Annotated in this window: 20 protein-coding genes, 1 pseudogene and 1 riboswitch; of the genes and pseudogenes, 3 read left to right on the top strand and 18 right to left on the bottom strand. The window is 31.5% G+C overall.

What is annotated here, in order from left to right; all coding sequences use genetic code 11:
• Window positions 1–18: 18 nt before the first annotated feature.
• Together AC1RPX_RS02330 and dapB are read right to left on the bottom strand one after the other, a co-directional pair.
• Window positions 19–1,233, bottom strand: a complete 1,215-nt coding sequence (locus AC1RPX_RS02330) for a CCA tRNA nucleotidyltransferase (RefSeq protein WP_481761338.1) — start codon at window positions 1,231–1,233, stop codon at window positions 19–21.
• Window positions 1,230–2,015, bottom strand: a complete 786-nt coding sequence (gene dapB, locus AC1RPX_RS02325; protein WP_409022516.1) for a 4-hydroxy-tetrahydrodipicolinate reductase — start codon at window positions 2,013–2,015, stop codon at window positions 1,230–1,232. Before dapB ends, AC1RPX_RS02330 begins: the two co-directional genes overlap by 4 nt.
• Before the next feature lie 173 nt (window positions 2,016–2,188).
• Here dapB and AC1RPX_RS02320 point away from each other — a divergent pair, with 173 nt between their 5' ends.
• Complete coding sequence (locus AC1RPX_RS02320; RefSeq protein ID WP_481761410.1) at window positions 2,189–3,049, top strand: YitT family protein; 861 nt, start codon at window positions 2,189–2,191, stop codon at window positions 3,047–3,049.
• A gap of 91 nt (window positions 3,050–3,140) precedes the next feature.
• Window positions 3,141–3,971, top strand: coding sequence for a site-specific integrase (locus AC1RPX_RS02315; RefSeq protein ID WP_481761339.1), 831 nt, complete (start codon window positions 3,141–3,143; stop codon window positions 3,969–3,971).
• 96 nt (window positions 3,972–4,067) lie between these two features.
• On the opposite strand, the gene AC1RPX_RS02310 is transcribed toward AC1RPX_RS02315, so the two are convergent.
• The 16 genes from AC1RPX_RS02310 to AC1RPX_RS02235 all read right to left on the bottom strand — a co-directional run bounded on the left by AC1RPX_RS02310 (window position 4,068) and on the right by AC1RPX_RS02235 (window position 18,318).
• Window positions 4,068–4,673 carry a sugar O-acetyltransferase gene (locus tag AC1RPX_RS02310; RefSeq protein WP_481761340.1) on the bottom strand — a complete coding sequence of 202 codons (606 nt, stop codon included), beginning with the start codon at window positions 4,671–4,673 and terminating at the stop codon, window positions 4,068–4,070.
• A 134-nt stretch (window positions 4,674–4,807) separates the two neighbouring features.
• Entirely contained in the window at window positions 4,808–5,278 is a 471-nt protein-coding gene (locus tag AC1RPX_RS02305; protein WP_481761341.1) for a GNAT family N-acetyltransferase, read from the bottom strand.
• An 82-nt stretch (window positions 5,279–5,360) separates the two neighbouring features.
• The gene (locus AC1RPX_RS02300; RefSeq protein ID WP_481761342.1) at window positions 5,361–6,620 is read right to left on the bottom strand and encodes a tetratricopeptide repeat protein; all 1,260 of its coding nucleotides are present in this window, start codon (window positions 6,618–6,620) and stop codon (window positions 5,361–5,363) included.
• A 154-nt stretch (window positions 6,621–6,774) separates the two neighbouring features.
• Window positions 6,775–7,050: an HU family DNA-binding protein gene (locus tag AC1RPX_RS02295; RefSeq protein ID WP_409022511.1), complete on the bottom strand. Its 276-nt coding sequence runs from the start codon at window positions 7,048–7,050 to the stop codon at window positions 6,775–6,777.
• Window positions 7,051–7,248: 198 nt separating this feature from the next.
• The gene (gene der / locus AC1RPX_RS02290) at window positions 7,249–8,559 is read right to left on the bottom strand and encodes a ribosome biogenesis GTPase Der (RefSeq protein WP_409022510.1); all 1,311 of its coding nucleotides are present in this window, start codon (window positions 8,557–8,559) and stop codon (window positions 7,249–7,251) included.
• A 91-nt stretch (window positions 8,560–8,650) separates the two neighbouring features.
• Window positions 8,651–9,895, bottom strand: coding sequence for a 30S ribosomal protein S1 (gene rpsA, locus AC1RPX_RS02285; RefSeq protein WP_481761343.1), 1,245 nt, complete (start codon window positions 9,893–9,895; stop codon window positions 8,651–8,653).
• Between the two features lie 98 nt (window positions 9,896–9,993).
• Entirely contained in the window at window positions 9,994–10,659 is a 666-nt protein-coding gene (gene cmk, locus AC1RPX_RS02280; protein WP_481761344.1) for a (d)CMP kinase, read from the bottom strand.
• 54 nt (window positions 10,660–10,713) lie between these two features.
• Window positions 10,714–11,322 (bottom strand): LysM peptidoglycan-binding domain-containing protein, encoded by a 609-nt coding sequence (locus AC1RPX_RS02275; RefSeq protein WP_481761345.1) that lies wholly within the window; start codon window positions 11,320–11,322, stop codon window positions 10,714–10,716.
• Window positions 11,323–11,379: 57 nt separating this feature from the next.
• Window positions 11,380–12,831: a RecQ family ATP-dependent DNA helicase gene (locus AC1RPX_RS02270; protein ID WP_481761346.1), complete on the bottom strand. Its 1,452-nt coding sequence runs from the start codon at window positions 12,829–12,831 to the stop codon at window positions 11,380–11,382.
• Window positions 12,818–13,852: a helix-turn-helix domain-containing protein gene (locus AC1RPX_RS02265; protein ID WP_481761347.1), complete on the bottom strand. Its 1,035-nt coding sequence runs from the start codon at window positions 13,850–13,852 to the stop codon at window positions 12,818–12,820. The genes AC1RPX_RS02270 and AC1RPX_RS02265 overlap by 14 nt, the downstream gene beginning before the upstream one ends.
• Before the next feature lie 65 nt (window positions 13,853–13,917).
• On the bottom strand, window positions 13,918–14,502 hold the full coding sequence (locus AC1RPX_RS02260; RefSeq protein WP_409022504.1) for an ECF transporter S component: 585 nt from the start codon (window positions 14,500–14,502) through the stop codon (window positions 13,918–13,920).
• A 117-nt stretch (window positions 14,503–14,619) separates the two neighbouring features.
• A riboswitch (FMN riboswitch) is annotated at window positions 14,620–14,744 on the bottom strand.
• Window positions 14,745–14,795: 51 nt separating this feature from the next.
• Window positions 14,796–15,527 carry a pseudouridine synthase gene (locus AC1RPX_RS02255; protein ID WP_409022503.1) on the bottom strand — a complete coding sequence of 244 codons (732 nt, stop codon included), beginning with the start codon at window positions 15,525–15,527 and terminating at the stop codon, window positions 14,796–14,798.
• A gap of 1 nt (window position 15,528) precedes the next feature.
• Window positions 15,529–16,110 carry an SMC-Scp complex subunit ScpB gene (scpB, locus tag AC1RPX_RS02250; protein ID WP_481761348.1) on the bottom strand — a complete coding sequence of 194 codons (582 nt, stop codon included), beginning with the start codon at window positions 16,108–16,110 and terminating at the stop codon, window positions 15,529–15,531.
• A 25-nt stretch (window positions 16,111–16,135) separates the two neighbouring features.
• Window positions 16,136–16,888, bottom strand: coding sequence for a segregation and condensation protein A (locus tag AC1RPX_RS02245; protein WP_481761349.1), 753 nt, complete (start codon window positions 16,886–16,888; stop codon window positions 16,136–16,138).
• Window positions 16,872–17,240, bottom strand: a complete 369-nt coding sequence (locus tag AC1RPX_RS02240; protein WP_481761350.1) for an N-acetyltransferase — start codon at window positions 17,238–17,240, stop codon at window positions 16,872–16,874. The genes AC1RPX_RS02245 and AC1RPX_RS02240 overlap by 17 nt, the downstream gene beginning before the upstream one ends.
• Before the next feature lie 163 nt (window positions 17,241–17,403).
• Entirely contained in the window at window positions 17,404–18,318 is a 915-nt protein-coding gene (locus tag AC1RPX_RS02235; RefSeq protein WP_481761351.1) for a CvfB family protein, read from the bottom strand.
• 307 nt (window positions 18,319–18,625) lie between these two features.
• Here AC1RPX_RS02235 and AC1RPX_RS02230 point away from each other — a divergent pair.
• Window positions 18,626–20,170, top strand: a pseudogene (locus AC1RPX_RS02230) (IS1182 family transposase); the annotation flags it as partial.
• Window positions 20,171–20,368 lie beyond the last annotated feature (198 nt).

The following is a 20,368-nucleotide window of genomic DNA, read 5'->3' as shown; positions in this document are numbered from 1 at the left end:
GATATTTAATCTCTTTTTTTACGCTAATTTTAACATTAGTTGCTTAGCCACTTTTAATAATTGAGTTGATTCGTTTGGGACTTCTTCTAGTAAAATACGATTTTCCAATATGGATAAAATTTGGCCTAATTTTTCACCTGGTTGAATACCAACATCTTTTATTAACTGTCGTCCATTAATTGCCATGTCTTTTTTAGACTTAATTGGAAGTGCAGTATAAGCAACTGTCAGCATTTCTGCATCTAAATTACTATTAAATATTGCTGCAACTTCATTTGCAATTAATAATAATTCTAATCCAGTTTCATACATCAGTTCTCGATTAACGGAATCATGAATAATACCGTTAAGTGCTTTGATAACTATTTGAACGTGTGTAATTAACTCATTTGAACTTTTCCATGAGATTAGAAAATGATTAATATTAGTTTCTGTTATCTTTAGAACATGAATAATTAACGACCAAGCAGCTACTTCTGATGTAAGTTTAATTGATTGCATTTTTGACATATCAGTTAGTTCCGATAAATAATTATTAAATTCGGGACAATATTTTACTAAATCTGATTCAACAAAATGTCGAAGTCCAATTTGAGGATTTTTTCCCAACAGTAATTTAATAAATTCAATATGAATCCGTTCAATAGCAATCTTTTTCAATAGTGGTGCATGTTTATTTAATGCTTTCTTCGTTTCCATTTCGATTGTGAAATCTAATTGGCTTGCAAATCTAATTGCCCTCATCATTCGTAAAGCATCTTCATTAAAACGTTCATCAGCAGTGCCAACAGCTCTAATGATGTGATTTTCTAAATCTTGTAGTCCGTTGAACAAATCAATAATCCGTCCATCATGTGTCATTGCTAAGGCATTGATTGTAAAATCACGACGTTTTAAATCTTCTTCTAAAGAGCGTACAAATTCAACATGATCTGGACGTCTAAAATCTTGATAAGTTGATTCTGTTCGAAATGTGGTGATTTCATAACCTTCTCCATGATCTAAAACCATAACAGTCCCATGTTGAATACCTGTATCTACCGTCTTATTAAAAATTTCCTTAATTTCCTCAGGGTATGCACTAGTGGCAATATCAATATCATGGATTGGTAATCCTAAGATAGTATCCCTAACACTTCCTCCGACAAAATATGCTTCAAAACCAGCATTTTCAATGGCTTTAATCACTGGTTCAGCATTAATGAAATCATCCGCAAGATTGGAAACTATCATAATATATTTTCCAATCCAACTAGTAATTCTTTATATTGTCCAATTTTTTCAGTAGCTAATGCAACACCAGACATGAATGAAATACGGTCAAATGAGTCCTGACGAATAGTTAATGCTTCACCCTCGCCACCAAATAAGACTTGTTCATGAGCAACATAGCCTGGTAAACGGACACTATGAATTCTCATGCCTTCAAAGGCTGCACCTCTCGCACCTGGTAATGTTTCTCTTTCATCAGGGTTGCCTTGAATTTTAGGTTTACGAACTTCAGCAATTAATTTTGCGGTATTTAAGGCTGTACCACTTGGAGCATCCAATTTATTATCATGATGCATTTCAATAATTTCAACGTCAGGTAAATACTTAGCAGCTTGTTGCGCAAATTGCATTAATAAAACAGCTGAAATACCAAAATTAGGAGCAATCAATCCACCTAATTTTTCTGTTTTACATAATTGTTTAAGTTCAGCTATATTATTTTCCGATAAACCCGTAGTCCCAATAACTGGTGACATATGTTTCGAAATAGCAAATTTAGTATTTTCGAAAACAACACTTGGGACAGTAAAATCAATCCAAACATCGGAAACTACGTTTATTTCATCTAGCTTATTGAATATTGGGACATTCTCTGTCTTATAGTCAGTAATTTCATTTATATTTTTTTCTGTAGCTGTAGTACTATAGACTCCAACTAATTCAAATAATGGATTTTCTAAGATCATATTTGTTGTAGTGGCACCCATTCGTCCTTTAAATCCAGCAACCAAAACTTTAATCATAGTAATCCTCCTCATCTTTAATTAATACAATCTAGTTTAACAGATTTATACTAGATTTAAAATGATAGTCAGCAGACATTCATCGATAATATGGTATGATATTTATATTGAATTTATTTCAGGGGGTAGAACTAATCTTAAAAAATGAACGAATTAAAATAATCGATTTAGTAATGATTGCGTTAGGTTGTTGTTTTTATGCATTTGGATTAGCAACCGTTAATATAACAAACCATCTTGCTGAAGGTGGTATAACCGGAGTTACTTTAATTTTACGTTATTGGTTTCATATTGATCCTGCGTATTCAACAATTGCAATTAATGTTCCATTAATCCTTATTGGTTACCGTTTTTTAGGTAAACGATCATTAGTCTATACTATATATGGAACAATAATGTTATCTCTTTTCTTATGGATTTGGCAACGTGTTCCGATTCAAATTAATGTAAATGATGATTTGTTTTTAGCAGGTATCCTTGCTGGTGCTTTTGGTGGCCTTGGGTCAGGCTTAGTATATCGTTTTGGTGGTACTACTGGTGGAACTGATGTAGTGGCTCGAATTTTTGAAAAAACACGTGGTATTCAAATGGGTAAGACAATTCTTGCCCTTGATATTGCTGTTTTGGTCATATCACTTAGCTACTTAGATTTAAGGCATATGATGTATACCCTACTAAGCTCATATGTTTTCTCAAAAATTGTTAACTTCACTCTTGAAGGTAGTTATTCTGGACTTGGCATCTTAATAATTAGTGACCAATATCAAATTATAACTAATGAAATTTGGGATAAATTAGGCAGAGGTGTTAGTTACATCAATGGTGAGGGATCTTATTCTCGCCAAAATAAAAAAATGATTTATGTTGTTATCAACCGTAATGAACTTCATCAGTTGAAGGAAATATTACAAAACCAGGATTCAAATGCTTTTGTTTCAATTAGTAGTGTTAATGAAGTACTGGGACAAGGGTTTAGTTTTAATCGACAAAAAAAGAATAAAATCACTAATATCACTAATATCTTTAATAAATGATTGGTCTTGCGCACTGCGATTTTTGCAGTGCGCTTTATTAGTGTGATATAGTTAAAGTAACTTATTGTTTATTACTAAAGGAGGCAATTAAATGAATTATCCCTATCAAAAAGCTTTTAATTTATCATTAGAATCCAACTCTTTGTCCCCATCAACAATTTTAGAATATAACTACGATATTCATGATTTTTTTAACTATCTTCTAAATTTTAATGATGCATTCTCTAATTCAATAATGGTTGAAACTATCTTAGAATCAGACGTTCGTCAATATTTAACTATGCTTCAAGATAAAAGAAATATTAAAAATTCAACATATACTAAGGTTTTATCGCATCTGAATGGTTATTTTAAATATTTATTTACCCATCAGATAAATACTCATATTCCAACATTAATGTTAAAAGGGAAAAAAAATATCGCAAATTCTGTTATAACCTTCAATTGGTTAATAGACTTCGACTCTTATCTTTTAAATTCAGAAATTAGCTACTATTCTCGACTTGTTTTATTAATGACACGGCATTTCTTTAAAATTTCAGAAATCTTACAACCTGGTTTTTTCGTTAGCTTTAAACAATTAACATTTACGGAAACAGAGGAATTATTTTTGAAGCAATTCAATACCTATATTAAACAACTACAAATTTTACAAAACTCCAACGATTGCTTTTTAAAACTGCGTAAAAATGTTGAAGCACCTTTATTATCTTTACCTGGTCTACATAAATTTTTAAAGAAAGATTTACAATTTATTGCGCCAAATGTTTCACCACGTCTGCTGTACCAGTCAGCTATTTGTTTTTCTATTCTCACTAACAATACGATGACAGATTCAGAAATTATGATGACGTTAAGAATTGATCCAAATTCACTTTTATACTACCGTCATTTAATTATTGAACAAAAATTAATCATATAAACCTTAAAAGAGCAACAAAAAGGAGCTAGAAAAATTCTAGCTCCTTTTTGTTGCCCAAATATTTTTAAATTATGCTACTTTTCGCCATAACTTTATCTAACCAATAGTCTTAATAATTCGTGCTGGATTACCTGCGATTAAAACATTATCAGGTACATCTTTTGTTACCACACTACCAGCACCAACGACGACATTATTTCCAATCGTGACACCAGGTAAAACAATCACTGATCCACCAAACCAACAATCATCACCAATTGTAATTGGTGCATCATATTGCCATCCTTCACGACGTAAATTTTTGTCCATAGAATGATGATTAGGTGTATATAACTGACAATTAGGCCCAATGAAACAGTGTTCTCCAATTGTTATTTGTCCTGCACTTAAAATCTGTAAATTAGAATTAATAAATGTGCCTGACCCTATTTTTAACATTTCCGGCCATTCTATAGTTGAAATTGGAAAATATATTTCAGCAGATTTTTCCATATTAGGTAAAAATTCTTTAAGCATTTTATCTGCATCATTCGTATCATGAGCCGCCAATTTATTTATTTTATAAATAGTTTGTGCACTTGTTTTAACAGTTTTTTGAGCCCATTCTTCTTTAGAATATTGGTACCAATCGCCATCTATAATTTTCTCAGTAATACTTTTTTTACTCAATCGTTCAATTTCTTTTTCGTTTAAATCTTTCATGTCCCTACCCCCGATATATAATTTTAGATAATTAATCGCCATTTAAACAACATTACCTATCTAAAATTATATCCTTAATAGCAATTAAAAAGCAAAAAATAATAATATCATTTATAAATATACCATCATAAATTCTATAATCTCTTTTCAAAAATTAAATTTTGGTCATTTTGTTCTATAAAGTGATAATTATTAGTCTTAGCTACTTTCAAACTTTTTATATTATTCAAATCTAGTATTATTTTTAATTTTTTTAACTTATATTCCTTTATAGCTAGTTTCTCAAGTTCTGTTAAGGCCTTTGACATTATTCCGCGTCCTACATACGACTTGTCTAACCAATAACCAACCTCAGCAGTTCCCATATGTAAATCTATTCCATGTAAATCAATCATGCCAACGATATTCTTATTAATTTTTATAGCGAAAATTAATTTAGTTTCATCCTTAAAAGAGTCTCTTAAAAAAATTATTTCATCATTAATCGATTTCATAGCATTAACCCATGGAAGCCACTCACTTAATTCAAGACGATTACGACTAATTAAATTAAATATTTCAGTACTATCTTCTAATTTTGGTATCACTATCTGATTTGTAATCATTTTACTTCCCCTTCTTTAAGCAAATCTTACAAATTGCTAACAAAAAACGCTTATACCAAAAGAATGATATAAACGTTTTATTTTAATAATTTATATCATTTTGAATATCAATAATTTCTTGATCATCAGGTACTAAAGCTAAGTAATGTTTAATTGCGTCCTTTAACTCCTCTTGTCGTCCGTTCTCTCTAAAAATAAATATAACAGATCTTAAAAAGTCAACTTGATTAGTAAAATAAGGGTATGCTTCTAAATAATTTTCTTCAGCTTTATCATAATCTTCAAGTCTTTCATATGAAATAGCTAAATTCCAAAATATTTGAGGATCTACATCTCCGTCGCTCTTGATATCTTCTAGTAATTTAATATCTTCATCATCACGTTCTTGCTTAACTAATAAATTACTTAATTGTAATAATATGCCAGTATTATCTGGATTAATATCAATTGCTTTATTTAAATACTTTTCAGCTTGCTTCTCATCGTCCAATTTTAAGGCAACAGTCGCTGCCTGTTCATACAATGTATCATTTACCTCGTCAACCGCTAACCCTTCTTGATAGACAAGTAAAGCATCATTCAATCTATTCTCATCTGAAAGTGCTTGACCAAGAATTGGATATAAGGATGTATACGAAGGATCTTCTTCCTTCAAATCATAAAGAATATCAATTGCTTTTTGTTGATCATTTAATTGTAGATAGGTTAAACCCATCTGTAACTTAGTATCAGAGTCCATATTTTCTAAATGAATTTGTTCTAAATATGCCATTGCTTTTTCAAACTGCCCACTGTTTGCGTAACTAACACCTAATCTTTGTACTAAGTTAACCTGTGACAGTTCAGTCTGTCCTGATTTAATTAATTCAAGATAAAATCCGATTGCCTGACTAAATTGTTTTGTATTAAAATATAGTTCGCCTAAAGCAAATTGGATAACTTCTTCTTCAGGAGCCAACTTATATGCAGTTAATAATTTATTTTCACTAACTTCAAACATACCTTGTGTCTGATATAAATCGGCAGCAACCATAAGAGACTGAAGATAAGCTTCTGAATCTTCTTCAATTTCTGACAAATAGTTAAGTGCTTCATCAGATTTTCCTTCACTAATTGCAATATCTGCCAGGAATGTTTTTAAAGTATCTTCTTCTGGATATTTTTCTAATAATCTTTCATAAGTACGTTTAGATTGAGCTAAAAAACCTAAGCTATATAACTCTTCTGCTAAACTAAATAATGTTGCATCATTGTCTTTTCTTAATGCTCTGGCAAATTCTTTCATTGCCTCATCAATTTGTCCTTCGTCCAAGTAGTCTAGCATAATTTCTGAATGCGTCATTAAATAACTTCCCTTCATTATTAAATTAATATGGTTTAGTTTAATCTATCATACACACAATAGCTAGTAATCTCGTACATAACTATTGTCTATAAAATAAATTATAGATTGAAAAAGCTAGTACAAAATGAATTGTACTAGCTTTTTCTAAGTATTATTTAACAGAATCCTTTAAAGCTTTACCTGGTTTAAATGCAGGTACTTTACTTGCAGGGATTTGAATTTCTTCACCAGTTTGTGGGTTACGACCTTTACGAGCAGCGCGTTCACGTACTTCAAAGTTACCGAAACCGATTAATTGAACTTTTTCACCTGTAGCTAATGTGCTTTGGATTGAACCAAATACAGCATCAACTGCGACAGTAGCATCTTTTTTTGTCAATCCTGTTTCTTTTGCAACATTTTCGATTAATTGTGCTTTGTTTGCCATAATGTTTCACCTCCCCTAAAATGTGTCCGAATATTTAAAAATATTCAGCCATTATTATTTAAAATAAATAATAATAATAGAACCAGAGATTACTCTACTAATTCTTTATTTAAGATACCATACAAAACGTATTACATCAAGGTATTTAACTACTTTAGCAGAAAAAAAGATGGCATGGTAGCGTTTTATCAATTTGAATTATTTTCTTCTTCTTTCAATAACATGAATTGGTGTTCCTTCAAAATCAAACGATGTTCTAATTTGATTTTCTAAGAAACGTTCATATGAAAAATGCATCAAATCAGTATCATTAACAAATACAACGAATGTAGGTGGTTGTATTGCTACTTGTGTTGCATAGTAAATTCTTAAACGTTTTCCATTATCAGTTGGCGTTGGATTATGGGCTACTGCATCCATAATGACATCATTTAATACTGAAGATGTAATACGACGACTATGATTTTCATTTACGCGTTTAATTAATTCGGGTATCTTAGATAATCGTTGCTGTGTAATTGCAGACACAAAAATAATAGGAGCATAACTAAGATATGCAAATTCTTGACGTATATTAGCCTCAAAATCAGATAATGAATGATTATCTTTTTCAAGAGTATCCCATTTATTTACGACGATAATGATACCACGTCCTGCTTCATGGGCATACCCTGCAACTCTCTTATCTTGTTCCCGAATACCTTCTTCAGCATTTAACACAACTAAAACAACATCTGAACGATCAATAGCACGCATGGCACGTAGTACAGAATACTTTTCAGTATTTTCATATACTTTTCCGCGTTTTCTAATACCAGCTGTATCAATCATTGAGAACATATCGCCCTCTTCAGTATCAAAAGCTGTATCAATTGCATCACGTGTAGTCCCTTCAATAGGTGAAACAATAACACGATTTTCACCCAGGATTGCATTCACCAATGAAGACTTACCCACGTTAGGACGACCAATCAAACTAAACTTAATTCGACTGTCATCTTCATCAGGAATATTTTCAGGGAATTTCTTTGTAATCTCATCCAATAAGTCACCAACCCCAAGGCCATGACTACCAGAAACTGGAAATGGTTCTCCAAATCCTAATGAATAGAAATCAAAAATATCTTGTCTAGACTCGGGATTATCAACTTTATTAACCGCTAAAATAACTGGCTTATCAGAACGATATAAAATTTTAGCCACTTTCTCATCAGCATCCGTTACGCCTTCTTTTACACTTACAAGAAAAACAATAACATCAGCTTCATCGATTGCGATTTGTGCTTGTTCAGTGATTTGCGTCAAAAAGGGTTCATCACCGATATCGATACCACCAGTATCAATCAAGCTAAATTTTTGCGCTAACCACTCACTATGAGCATAAATACGATCTCGTGTAACACCAGGAGTATCCTCAACAATTGAAATTCTTTCCCCGGCTATTCTATTAAAAACTGTGGACTTTCCAACATTAGGACGTCCAACAATTGCTACAACAGGATTTGCCATAGATAGTACCTCACTCTCTAAATATCTTTTGTAATAAATAATAAAAACGACTGAACTACAGTTCAGTCGTTACTTAAAAATAATATTTTAATTATTTGTTAGTATCTGCATCTTCTAATGCTTTACCTAAAATATCACCAAGTGTGAAACCAGTACTTTCTTCTGGCATACCACTCATTGTTGATTTAGGAGCTTTAGCTTTTGGTGCAGCTTTTTTAACTGTTTTTTTCTTTTCAGGTTTTTCTTCTGTTGCTGGTTTTTCTTCGAGAGCTTTAATTGATAAAGCTAAACGATGTTCTGCTGGATGTACTTCAAGTACTTTAACTTGAACAGCTTGGCCAGTTTTTAAAACTTCGCCTGGTGTAGCAATATGTGTGTAAGAAATTTGTGAAATATGAACTAATCCTTCAATTCCAGGCATAACTTCAACAAATGCACCAAATGTCGTTAAACGTTTAACAGTACCATCTAAGACGTCATCTACATGGATATCATTTTCAACATTATCCCATGGTTGAGGTAATGTTTGTTTGATTGATAATGAAATACGATTCTTATCTAAATCGATTGCCAATACTTTAACTTTAACTTCTTCACCAACTGATAAGACATCTTCTGCCTTAGAAATACGGTTGTAAGAAATTTCTGAAATATGAACAAGTCCATCAATACCACCAAGATCAACAAATGCACCGAAGTTAGTTAAACGGGCAACTGTTCCTGTTACAACTTCACCAACTGTTAAAGTTTTAAGAGTTTCTACTTTTTGAGCATCTCTTTGAGCTTTAACAATTGCTTTATGTGATAAGATTAATCTATTTTCAGTTGGGTCAATTTCAATAATTTTGAAATCTAATGTTTGATGGTTATATTTTGATAAATCTTCAACAAAACGATCATCAATCATTGAAGCGGGTACGAATCCACGCACACCAGCATCAGCAACTAATCCACCTTTAACAACTTGTGTTACTGTAGCTTCGATTGTAGCATCATCATCAGCTAATTTTTGTAAGTCATTCCAAACTTCACGTTCAGCAATTCTTCTTTGTGATAGTAAGTAACTACCACCTTCTTTATCGCCACCGATACTTGAAATAACAACTAAATCCATAACGTCACCAATTTTGACAACGTCTTCTGTTTCTTCACCAGCTTTAAGTGCTAGTTCTTTAGCTGGTACAACACCTTCAACACCGGCGCCTTCAATACCAACAATGACTTGTTTAGCATCATCGATAGCTAAAACTTCACCTTTTATAACAGAACCAACCTTAACTTCACTTACACTATTTAATGCTTCTAGTAAATCATTATTTTCTTCAATATTACTCATGGACAATGTCCTCCTTAGCGAATAAACTCTATTTATTATTTTAGCTGAAATGAAGAGTAATTACTAGTGCTAATACTCATTTTTCACATTTTATTTTATTATTTGTTAATTATATCCATAATTTTCTGTACGACCCCATCAATATTCATTGAAGTCGTATCTACAAGTATAGCATCTTTTGCCTGAATAAGCGGAGAAATTTCACGTGTAGAATCTTTTCGATCTCGTTCGGCAATTTCAAACTCTAAAACATCAAGTGTTGTATTAATACCCTTAATTTGATTTTCCTTAAATCGGCGAAGAGCACGTTCTTTAACACTCGCAACTAAGAATATTTTAACTTCAGCATTTGGTAATACTGTCGTTCCGATATCACGACCATCCATAACAATTGATCCATCTTCGGCAATTTCTTGTTGTCTTTTAACTAATTCCTTGCGTACACCTTCTTGAGCAGCAACCGTTGAAACATTATTAGTTACCTCAGGTTGCCTAATTGCTTGTGTTATGTCTATATTGTTTATATAGACTAATTGTTCTGGATTTGCTGGTTTAAAAGAAATTATTGTATCTTTTAATAGACTAACTAACTTATCATCATTATCCAGCGCAACATTCTTTGCCATTGCTTCAAAAGTAATTGCTCGATACATTGCCCCAGTGTCGCAATAAACATAATTTAATTTTTTAGCAACTAATTTAGCGACAGTGCTTTTTCCTGCGGATGCCGGTCCGTCAATTGCAATTTGGATATTATTTTTCATCAAGTAATTCCTCCATAAAAATGGGATTGATTAGATATCAATCCCATATGTATATTATTTAACTCTTATTTTTTGTCCTGCACTAATAGAAGTAGTCAACCCTGGATTCATTTGTAGAAGTTGTTCTGTAGTTAACCCATTGTTTGCTGCAACACGATATATGCCTTGTCCTGCTTCGACAGTTACATATGACTTTGAAGATGCACTTGATGAACTATCAGAGCTGGTTGATTCACTAGACGCTGAGCTAGAGCTTGAATTAGTGCTAGAACTAGCTTTCTCTTTTGATTCAGAGCTAGCTTTTTCTTTTGATGCTTTTTCTTTCGATTCAGAACTAGCTTTTTCTTTTGATTCAGAGCTTTTCTTAGCACTTGAGCTAGAACTATCAGAATCATCAGTTTTGGTAACTATTTTTTTACTTACTGAACTCTCGCTTGTGGTTCTATCTTCTGGTTGGTATACTTTGTTACTTTCAACAATATAAAAAGCAATCGTTCCAATAATAATAGCTACAAAAACAACTAATAACCCCGTAGTTAATAATGAACTATTTTTACTTTTACGTCTATTCGCTGATCGAGAATAATTTCCATTATCGTCTCTATCGTCTTCGAATGATTTTTCCCAAGGCTTTTTTTCTGAATTATCTTTTTTATCACTCATTTTTCAATCCTCCTAAAAACAATTATCATTATTTTACCATAATAATCCAAATTATTCTCAAGATAATTTAAACAATCTTGAAATAATATTATCTGTTGATTGAATTAACTGCTTGTCATCATTTTTGATTATCTTTTTTTCTAATCCAATCTTTTGAAGTACATCCACATTAAATAACGCTGAGCAACAGAATTCATCATGTTCTATTAATTTCGATTCTCCAAAATGGTTTAAAATTTGTTGCTTTCGACAATTACTTGAATTAACAAACATTATCATATTTTGTAATCCAGTTTCTTTTTCAATTTTCCTTTGTCTAAAAAGGAACTGCACCTCTTCAACTGAGCTTTGTTTCTCATAGTAATAATCTAACAGTTTACCTTTTTCTTCTCCAAGACCAACTAATTCCTTATGTTTTTTAAAATACATCCTAATAAAATCATCATCTGGAATGGTTAAATCAATTAAGTTTCTTTGTAGAAACACATCATTTTCTTGAGAAAAAACAATTGCGATACTCTGCTGGCCATCTCGTCCAGATCGGCCAAATTCTTGTACGTAGCTTTCAAAATCAGCGGGCATATGATAATGGATAACGTATCTAATATCTTTCTTATTAATACCCATACCAAAAGCGCTTGTTGCACATATAACATCTATTTGATTTTCCATAAATTGTCTTTGTACCGTATACCTTGCCATATCATTCAAGTCAGCATGGTACGGTTCAGACCTTAATCCAGTGTTATTATTTATTAAATCTGAGACCTCATTTGCCTTTTTCTTGCTCGAGAAATAAACGATTCCAACACCCTTGATTTTATTCAATAAATTTAATAATTGCTTATTTTTATCAGATTCATCATGCACTTTTAAGACACTTAAAAAAATATTACTTCTATTAACCGATTTAATGATTTTATGAAAATCTCGACCTTCTGTTTTTAATTGTGTCATAATATCATTCTGAATATTTAGTGCAGCTGTGGCTGTCAACGCCAAAACGCAAGGTGTACCAAGTTTCACAATTGCATTATTCAAATCCAAATAATCAGGCCTAAAATCTGGTCCCCAAGTGGAGATACAATGTGCCTCATCTACAACAAATAGTGATACATCTATTTGTTTAAGGGCATTTATCACTTCAAATTGACTTAGCATTTCAGGAGATAAATAAACAAATTTATAAGATTGTATATTTTTTAACACATATTTTTTTTCAGAATAACTCAATATTGATGTTAATCCAATAGCTGTCCCATTACCACGAAAATTAAATTGACTAACTTGATCTTGAATTAAAGATAACAACGGTGAAACGATAACTGTCGTACCATTCATAAGATAGCCAGCTAACTGATAACACAATGATTTCCCAGTCCCTGTAGGTAGTACTGATAACGTGTCTTGACCAGATAAGATAGTTTCTATGGTTTCTTCTTGGCCTATCATAAATGAATCGAATCCAAAGTATTCCATCAATTTTTCTTTTAAATTAATTTTGGACATCTATTTTACTCCTATAAATTTGATACAAACGATAATCGAAAAAATTTATATCAGGTTTCTTATTTTGTATTATTTTAAAAGGTACTTGATCAATATCTCTCCCCATAATTTCAGATAAATCATTAACTATTTTTTTTGTTAAAAAAGTATCAAATGGAAATTTTTCACTAATCATTGCTAATTCAAGTAAATGTTCAAAAATTGTACTAGTCTTCAATCCTCTACTTTTAGCCACATCATTAACAGATAGGCCCATAGTAATTAATCTCATCGTTTCCTTTGCACTTTCAGAAATAATTCCTGTTTTTAGAATTGACTGAACTAATTCTTTGAACACACTTTGTTTTTGCTCCTCAATCCAACTAGCAAAAAAATTTATTGTATCTCTGTATATTAATTGAATCTCCATTTCTGATAGATTCAACTCATTTGCTAACTGTTTATTGGTCAATCCATTAAGATTATGACCAATTAATTTGTTCATAAATATTAAACTAGAATTTGTATCAATTTTTTGCACGAACAATCGTAATTCTAAATTAACTTGTTTTGTTAGTATTGTTTTGTCATTATTAGAAATCCATTTTTTGATATTAAATTTAGTTAATTCGGATGTTACGACAGGATAATAATGACGATTAACAAAGCTAAGTTCAGATACAACTTGTATAGCTAAAATACAAGTTTCTGACCATTCATTAAATTTATATTGATTTATTAATTTAGGGTGCTTAATTTGATATAAATCGCTTTTCGCTTTTTTTTGTCGAATTAAACCATTTTGCGTTAACCGAACTTGCCCATTAGATTCAGTGAGTAATTTATTTTGTTTCAACTTAGAAAGTATTTTTTGATATATTTCATTTGTAAATTGAGGATCAATACTAAAATAATCTAGCAAATCATAACGCATTCCCCAATATATATTGGAAACAGTATTCCGACCTGTAATAATGCTAAATATTACATTAGGTCGCCGATATTCGACATTAAACATTTGTAAGAGATAATCTTCAACCATAAAATACCATCCTTATAAAATAAAATGAGGAAGAATCACTTAAGAATTCTCCCTCATTAATTATACTATAGTTGTTTATATTTTTTATTATTTAACTGAACCCAACCATACATTCTCTGATATAAAAGACTAAATAACCCAACGACCAGAATTCCTTTTATAATATTAAAAGGAACAATACCAACAATAACGTACTTGGATACTGACATTCCGATATTCATACCGATAACATTCAAGTACACTGGTAGAATTACAAAATAATTTGCAATAGATAATACAGCAGTTAGTACAAAGGTACTCACTAAAACTGCCAAAATACTCTTTCCAAGTGTTGGCTTAAGGTTTCCTTTACCTTTGAGAAGATAATATGCTGGAAATGATACCGCCATTGATGCTAAGAAATTACTTCCAACACCTATCAAGCTGGCAATATCTGTTCCAGTTGAAACTAGATACAGCAATGAACGAACGACGGCAACCATCACACCGCTCATTGGTCCCAAAATAAAAAATCCAATTAAAATTGGTAAATCACTAAAATCAATTTTTAAATACGGAAAAATTACTGGGAAAGATAAAAACATTAATACGTATGAGATTGCAGCTAAGAACGCTGTAATCACAACTTTATAAACTGGTGACCGATTCATACTAGAAAACCTCCTGGAAGGCCATCTTCAATGAAGAACCTTTCAAGTAAATAAAAATGAACGCCATTAATCACTAAAGATTAACAGAGTTCATTTGAAATTACTTACTCAAATAAGCCCTATCTTCTTTATCCAGACTTTAACTGTCGGTACTGGAATTACACCAGTCCAGCCACATATACAATGTGGGTCGCGGACTATAACCGCCGGTCGGGAATTACACCCTGCCCCTGAAGACGAACCAAATATTTTATTACGCTACAAAATATAACATAGGATAAAATAAGTTACAATTATTTACGCTCGGCGATACTTTTCAATGCATGAACTTCTTCTTCAGATAACTCACGGTATTGACTCGAAGTTAATCCATATAAATCTAAGAATCCATAAGTTTCACGTTTTAATTTTTCCACTGGATGTCCGACCTCTGCCAACATATTTTTAACTTGATGATTTCGGCCTTCATGAATTGTTAATGAAACAATTGCTTTTTGCTTATTTTTATCTGCTGAAATAATTTTTGAATGAGCAGGAGCCGTTTTCTTACCATCAATTACAATTCCTTGACGTAACGTTTTTAAATCATCATTAGATGGAATACCATTCACTTTAGCGACGTAAGTTTTGTCAATCTTATACTTTGGATGAGTCATTTTGTTGGCTAACTCACCATCATTTGTCATTAATAATAATCCAGAAGTATCATAATCTAATCGACCGACTGGATAAATTCTTTCCCTTACACCTGGAAAATAATCCGTAACAACCTTACGATCTTTATTATCCTTAACAGCCGAAATAACTCCTCTTGGTTTGTAGAATAAATAATAGACTAATGGTTCTTCATTTAAACGAATACCATCAACTTCAATTTTATCTTCACTTGTGACCTTAATACCCAACTCACTTGCAACCTTACCATTCACCTTAACATGACCTTCTGAAATCATTTTTTCGGATTGTCTTCGTGACGCAACACCTGATTGCGCCATAACTTTTTGTAATCTTTCTGCCTCTGCCATATTATTCCTCATTTTCTTGTAATTTTTCGTTAAAATTATTTAAAAAAAGTTTACCTATTTCTCCATCAAAATCTTGATTTTCACTAATCACTGGAAGTTCTTTTAGTTCAGTTAATCCAAAATAATTTAAAAATTGCGTCGTTGTTACATATATAATAGGTCTTCCTGGTACATCAAGACGTCCATTTTCACGAATTAGATCTAAAGCAATCAATTTTTGCAGTGATCCTGAACTTTGAACTCCTCGGATATCATCAATTACAAGTCGTGTCACTGGTTGTTTATAAGCAATGATAGCTAGCGTTTCCAGTGCTGCATTAGAAAGTCTTCTTGAATTAGGATTTTCAAAATAATCTTTAATTAAATCTGCTAATTTCTCTTTTGTTACTAATTGATAACAATCATTATATTGAATTAGCTCCAAGCTAGAATTTATATCATTTTTATACTTTAATGATAATTTTTCAAGTTGTTCTTTAACTGCTGATTTCAATAATCCAGTTAATCTAGATAATTCTGCTAGAGATATTCCTTGATCCCCACTCACAAATAAAAGTCCTTCAATATTTGCTAAATGACTCACCTTCGTACCTCCTTAATACAATAATCTATGGTTCAATTTTTAAAATCTGAATCATTTCATGGCTATTTGCTTGTTTCAATTTAATTTGGTTTAATTTTGAAAGTTCTAATATTGCCAGAAAAGTAACAACAATTTCATCAACCGTTGTTGTTATTTCAAAAAAATCACTAAATATTAAACTCTTATTTGAATTTAGAATGATTTTTTTTATTTCTGATATTTTATCAGAGAGTGATGCTAGTTGCACATTAATTTTTTTCTCAATTGGTTGATGATTTATTTGCTTTATTAAAACTCTTTTAAAAGCATTCTCAAGTGTTTCTAAATCCAGGCCAGGTATATCAAGTTGAGGTTTATCAAATCTATTTTTAGGAATACTACTTTGTTCCTTAGAAAAATAATTCGCACGTTTATTTTCCCTGACGCTCAACTCTCCAGCCGCCTCTTTAAAAATTTGATATTCAATTAATTGTTCGACTAGACTTGCCCTTGGATCAGTTTGAGTTTCCTCTACATTGGAAAATTCTGCCGGTAATAACATTTGACTCTTAATTTTCATCAACGTTGAAGCCATCACTAAATATTGACCAATCACATCTAATGACATATTCGTAGTATCTTTAATAATAGTTAAATATTGCTCTGTTATTTCTGAAATTTGAATATCATAAATATCCATCTCAGAATCTTTGATTAAATGCAGTAACAAATCAAGTGGTCCTTCAAAAGAGGTTAATTTTAATGTTACCTGACTAATAGATTTAAATTTTTGACTCATTTTTTTGCATTTCCCATTTTTCAATTAATTTTGTAGTATCAATTGTACCCATGATTTTTTTATCAGGATATAGCGATAATACAGCGTTCAGAATCAAAAAACTAACTTTTTTATGTCTTTCATCTGGACTCAATGATATTGCCCGAACTACGACAACGTTGCCATCATTTTCAATACCAACTATACCAGTAAAATTACCTGCCTCATTTTTCCAAAGATACAAATCTCGATTTTCTGTATCTTGATAACCTTTAATTGCTAAATTAATTCTAGTAACATCCTTCAAGTCAGGTATAAATGACAACAAGCCCATCGCAATTTTTTCATAATCATTCTTATACTTAATAAGCATTATTGTTCTCCTCTACACGCACGGCATTCATGAGACAATTCATATATTTAAAAATAACTAATATACTTGTTTGTTACCGATATATTAATTTAACGTTGAACTAATAAATTATATTTTCAAATAATTTTATTTATTATCTCTTACCTACTAAAATAGTTTTCTATTAATCATCTGTTTCGTTAATTAATTCATCATTATTAGTTTCAAATTCCTCAGGCATTTTTATTAAAATAAGATTACCATCTTCTTGTTTAACATAACGCTCTTTTAGCAGATGTCCAACAGCTCTCTTAAATTGACCTTTGCTGATACCAAAATATTCTTTAATGTCTTCTGGATTACTTTTATCAGTAAAAGGTAATGTTTTTTCATCATTATGACTTAATGCAGCAATCAACATTGCTGCATCATCACTAATTGCTTCATAGGCACGTGGTTTGATAGATAGATTAATTGTACCGTCAGTTCTAATTCCAATTACACGTCCTTCTAATACTTGACCTAATCTAGGTTCATTAAATCTTTCAGATGGATGGATAAATCCAAGATAATCATCATCAGTAATTACAAAAGTTCCAATCATTTTTAAGCGAATAACTGTAAATTTCATATTTTTATTTTTTAATGAGTCATCAGGTTTCTTAGCAATTGATCGAAACATTTCTTCGTCCGCAACATCACCCCAAATACGATCTTTGGCATCAATTTTAAGTCCAACCATTAATCGATCACCAGCTTTTGGCCAAAGTGATTTCATTTCTGGTAAATCATCTAGTGAAACTGCTACATCTTTGTCTGGTAAACCAATGTCAACGAAGACACCTAAATCTCTTCTAACTTTTACAACGTCTCCGAATGCATATTGATCAATGCCAGCTCTAGGAATTATTGTTGATAAACTCAAATCATGATCTTCGTTCTCATACACAAAGCCTGTAACCATCGAACCGTTCGCTAATTGACTGTTTTTTTCATCTTTCAATAAATGCATTGTTATACTATCTTTTTGTACTAAAAATTCTGTATCATTCTCATCAGTTACCATTGCGGTAACAACTTGTCCCATTATTGAACTCATTTATTTCTCCCATTCAAAAAAATATTATTTTATATTTCTTTATTCATATTTTAAAATTACATACTCACATTTTACCTGATATTAGGCTTAATAGCCAATTGAATAGAAATATTGTGTAATAAAAAAGGGGCTGTGACATAAGTCTCTTCAATATGATATTAAACAAGTCTCCCGAAATCTTTTTTGATTTCGGGAGACTTGTTTCTTTTTACTACTTTTTAATATATTATCTAATTAGAAAAATAAAAAGGAACACTGGCCTTCGACCCCCAATGCTCCTTAATTTAATCCTCGAAAGGACTTAAAAATGCAAAATTATTATAACATAAATCAGACTTGTTTAGCCATCTCAACTGACTATATACCAGAAAAGAATAACACTGCGTGTTATATCAATACGCTAATCGAAAAATTAGAAATAAAAGAACCTTATCTTTTTGGTCGCCCCCGTGAATATAATCTTTCAGCTTTATTGAAGTTATATCTTTTTGCTATAACTCGAGGTGTTTTTAGTAGTCGTCGGGTCGCCTTACTAGCACAAGAAAATTTATCGGCACGTTGGTTAACACAAGAGCAAATGCCATCTTACCGAACTATTGTCCGATTTAGAACGTCGAATGAATTAACTGATTTAATTGATCGCAGTTTAGATACCTTAGTCGAATATTTACGACAACAAAATATGATTAGTGATGCCATCTTTATTGATGGTACTAAGGTTTTGGCTAATGCTAATAAATATAGTTTTATTTGGAAAAAGAATACAATACGTTTTGATCAAATGAATCGCGAAGCGATTTTAGAGCTACTAGTTGAATTAAAAACAGCGCATGCTGCTTGTAAAGTCCCAGAAGGCTCCAATCTAACACTAGAAATGATTGAAGAAGTTATCGATCGACTTGATCAGAAATTAGTAGCATTAGACCAGGAAGTTTCAAGAACTAAGAAGATAAGTCCCAATCCAGCTAAAAGAATTCGAAGAACCCTAAAATCTAAGAAGAATCAATTAACTAAACGCCAACATAAATTAAGTGAACATGAAGCACAAATGAAAATATACGGTACTCGAAATAGCTATTCTAAAACTGATCATGATGCAACTTTTATGCGTATTAAAGAAGATCCAATGTTAAATGGTCAACTTAAGCCAGCTTATAACTTACAAATTGCGACCAGTAACCAATTTATTTTGGGCTACCAATTATTTCAAAATCCAACAGATACTAGAACACTTCAACCGTTTCTTAAAACGTTAAGTACTCATAATAAATTAGATAAATACATTGTTGCCGATGCCGGATATGGATCAGAATCAAACTATCGTTTCATTGAAGATGAATTACCAAATCAAACTGCTATAATTCCTTACGGTACCATGATTAGAGAACAAAGCAAAAAATGGCGAACTGATGATAGAAAAGTTATGAACTGGGATTATCATGAAAATAATGATTACTATATTGATCCGCACGGCGTGCGATTTAACTTTAAAGCGTATCGGAAAAGAACCGATAAATATGGAATAGTTCGTGAATTTAAAGAATATCAAGCAGAGTTACTAGATGAGAATCAGATAATTATTCCTGCGGCTAAAACACTTAGAGGTGCACGTCGTAAGATTCAAGTTAACGGATCTTGGGAATATTTTAAGGCACAACAATGTGAACGACTTTCTGAACCAGAAACGGGTCAAATTTACGCGCACCGTAAAATTGATGTAGAATCCGTTTTTGGTCGAATGAAGGCCTCTTTGCCGTTCAATCAATTTCTATTGCGAGGGATTGAGAAGGTTAAAAAGGAAGCAGGTTTGATAGTAATGGCATTAAATATCCAAAAATTAGCCAGTTTAGGAGGTAAATAATACTTCTGTTTTCTATATTTTTTTAAATAAAAAGAAATAAGGCTCCAGAAATCAAAAAATGATTTCCGGAGCCTTATTTTGAACTTTATTGAAGGGACTTATGTCACAGCCCCTTTTCCAATTTTAAAATATTCAAGTAAGGATTGATACAACCTGATCAATATTATCTTAATTAGTCAATTATATTCA

Source organism: Dellaglioa sp. CoH-56-MRSF-14, assembly GCF_056782115.1.
The sequence above is the reverse complement of the archived record's forward strand: the minus strand, read 5'-3'. Positions and strand labels throughout refer to the sequence as shown.

Bases quoted from the DNA above. Each gene is read 5' to 3' on its own strand.
- AC1RPX_RS02330 (WP_481761338.1), bottom strand. From the start codon at position 1,233: ATGATAGTTTCCAATCTTGCGGATGATTTCATTAATGCTGAACCAGTG.
- dapB (WP_409022516.1), bottom strand. From the start codon at position 2,015: ATGATTAAAGTTTTGGTTGCTGGATTTAAAGGACGAATGGGTGCCACT.
- AC1RPX_RS02320 (WP_481761410.1), top strand. From the start codon at position 2,189: ATGATTGCGTTAGGTTGTTGTTTTTATGCATTTGGATTAGCAACCGTT.
- AC1RPX_RS02315 (WP_481761339.1), top strand. From the start codon at position 3,141: ATGAATTATCCCTATCAAAAAGCTTTTAATTTATCATTAGAATCCAAC.
- AC1RPX_RS02310 (WP_481761340.1), bottom strand. From the start codon at position 4,673: ATGAAAGATTTAAACGAAAAAGAAATTGAACGATTGAGTAAAAAAAGT.
- AC1RPX_RS02305 (WP_481761341.1), bottom strand. From the start codon at position 5,278: ATGATTACAAATCAGATAGTGATACCAAAATTAGAAGATAGTACTGAA.
- AC1RPX_RS02300 (WP_481761342.1), bottom strand. From the start codon at position 6,620: ATGACGCATTCAGAAATTATGCTAGACTACTTGGACGAAGGACAAATT.
- AC1RPX_RS02295 (WP_409022511.1), bottom strand. From the start codon at position 7,050: ATGGCAAACAAAGCACAATTAATCGAAAATGTTGCAAAAGAAACAGGA.
- der (WP_409022510.1), bottom strand. From the start codon at position 8,559: ATGGCAAATCCTGTTGTAGCAATTGTTGGACGTCCTAATGTTGGAAAG.
- rpsA (WP_481761343.1), bottom strand. From the start codon at position 9,895: ATGAGTAATATTGAAGAAAATAATGATTTACTAGAAGCATTAAATAGT.
- cmk (WP_481761344.1), bottom strand. From the start codon at position 10,659: ATGAAAAATAATATCCAAATTGCAATTGACGGACCGGCATCCGCAGGA.
- AC1RPX_RS02275 (WP_481761345.1), bottom strand. From the start codon at position 11,322: ATGAGTGATAAAAAAGATAATTCAGAAAAAAAGCCTTGGGAAAAATCA.
- AC1RPX_RS02270 (WP_481761346.1), bottom strand. From the start codon at position 12,831: ATGTCCAAAATTAATTTAAAAGAAAAATTGATGGAATACTTTGGATTC.
- AC1RPX_RS02265 (WP_481761347.1), bottom strand. From the start codon at position 13,852: ATGGTTGAAGATTATCTCTTACAAATGTTTAATGTCGAATATCGGCGA.
- AC1RPX_RS02260 (WP_409022504.1), bottom strand. From the start codon at position 14,502: ATGAATCGGTCACCAGTTTATAAAGTTGTGATTACAGCGTTCTTAGCT.
- AC1RPX_RS02255 (WP_409022503.1), bottom strand. From the start codon at position 15,527: ATGGCAGAGGCAGAAAGATTACAAAAAGTTATGGCGCAATCAGGTGTT.
- AC1RPX_RS02245 (WP_481761349.1), bottom strand. From the start codon at position 16,888: ATGAGTCAAAAATTTAAATCTATTAGTCAGGTAACATTAAAATTAACC.
- AC1RPX_RS02240 (WP_481761350.1), bottom strand. From the start codon at position 17,240: ATGCTTATTAAGTATAAGAATGATTATGAAAAAATTGCGATGGGCTTG.
- AC1RPX_RS02235 (WP_481761351.1), bottom strand. From the start codon at position 18,318: ATGAGTTCAATAATGGGACAAGTTGTTACCGCAATGGTAACTGATGAG.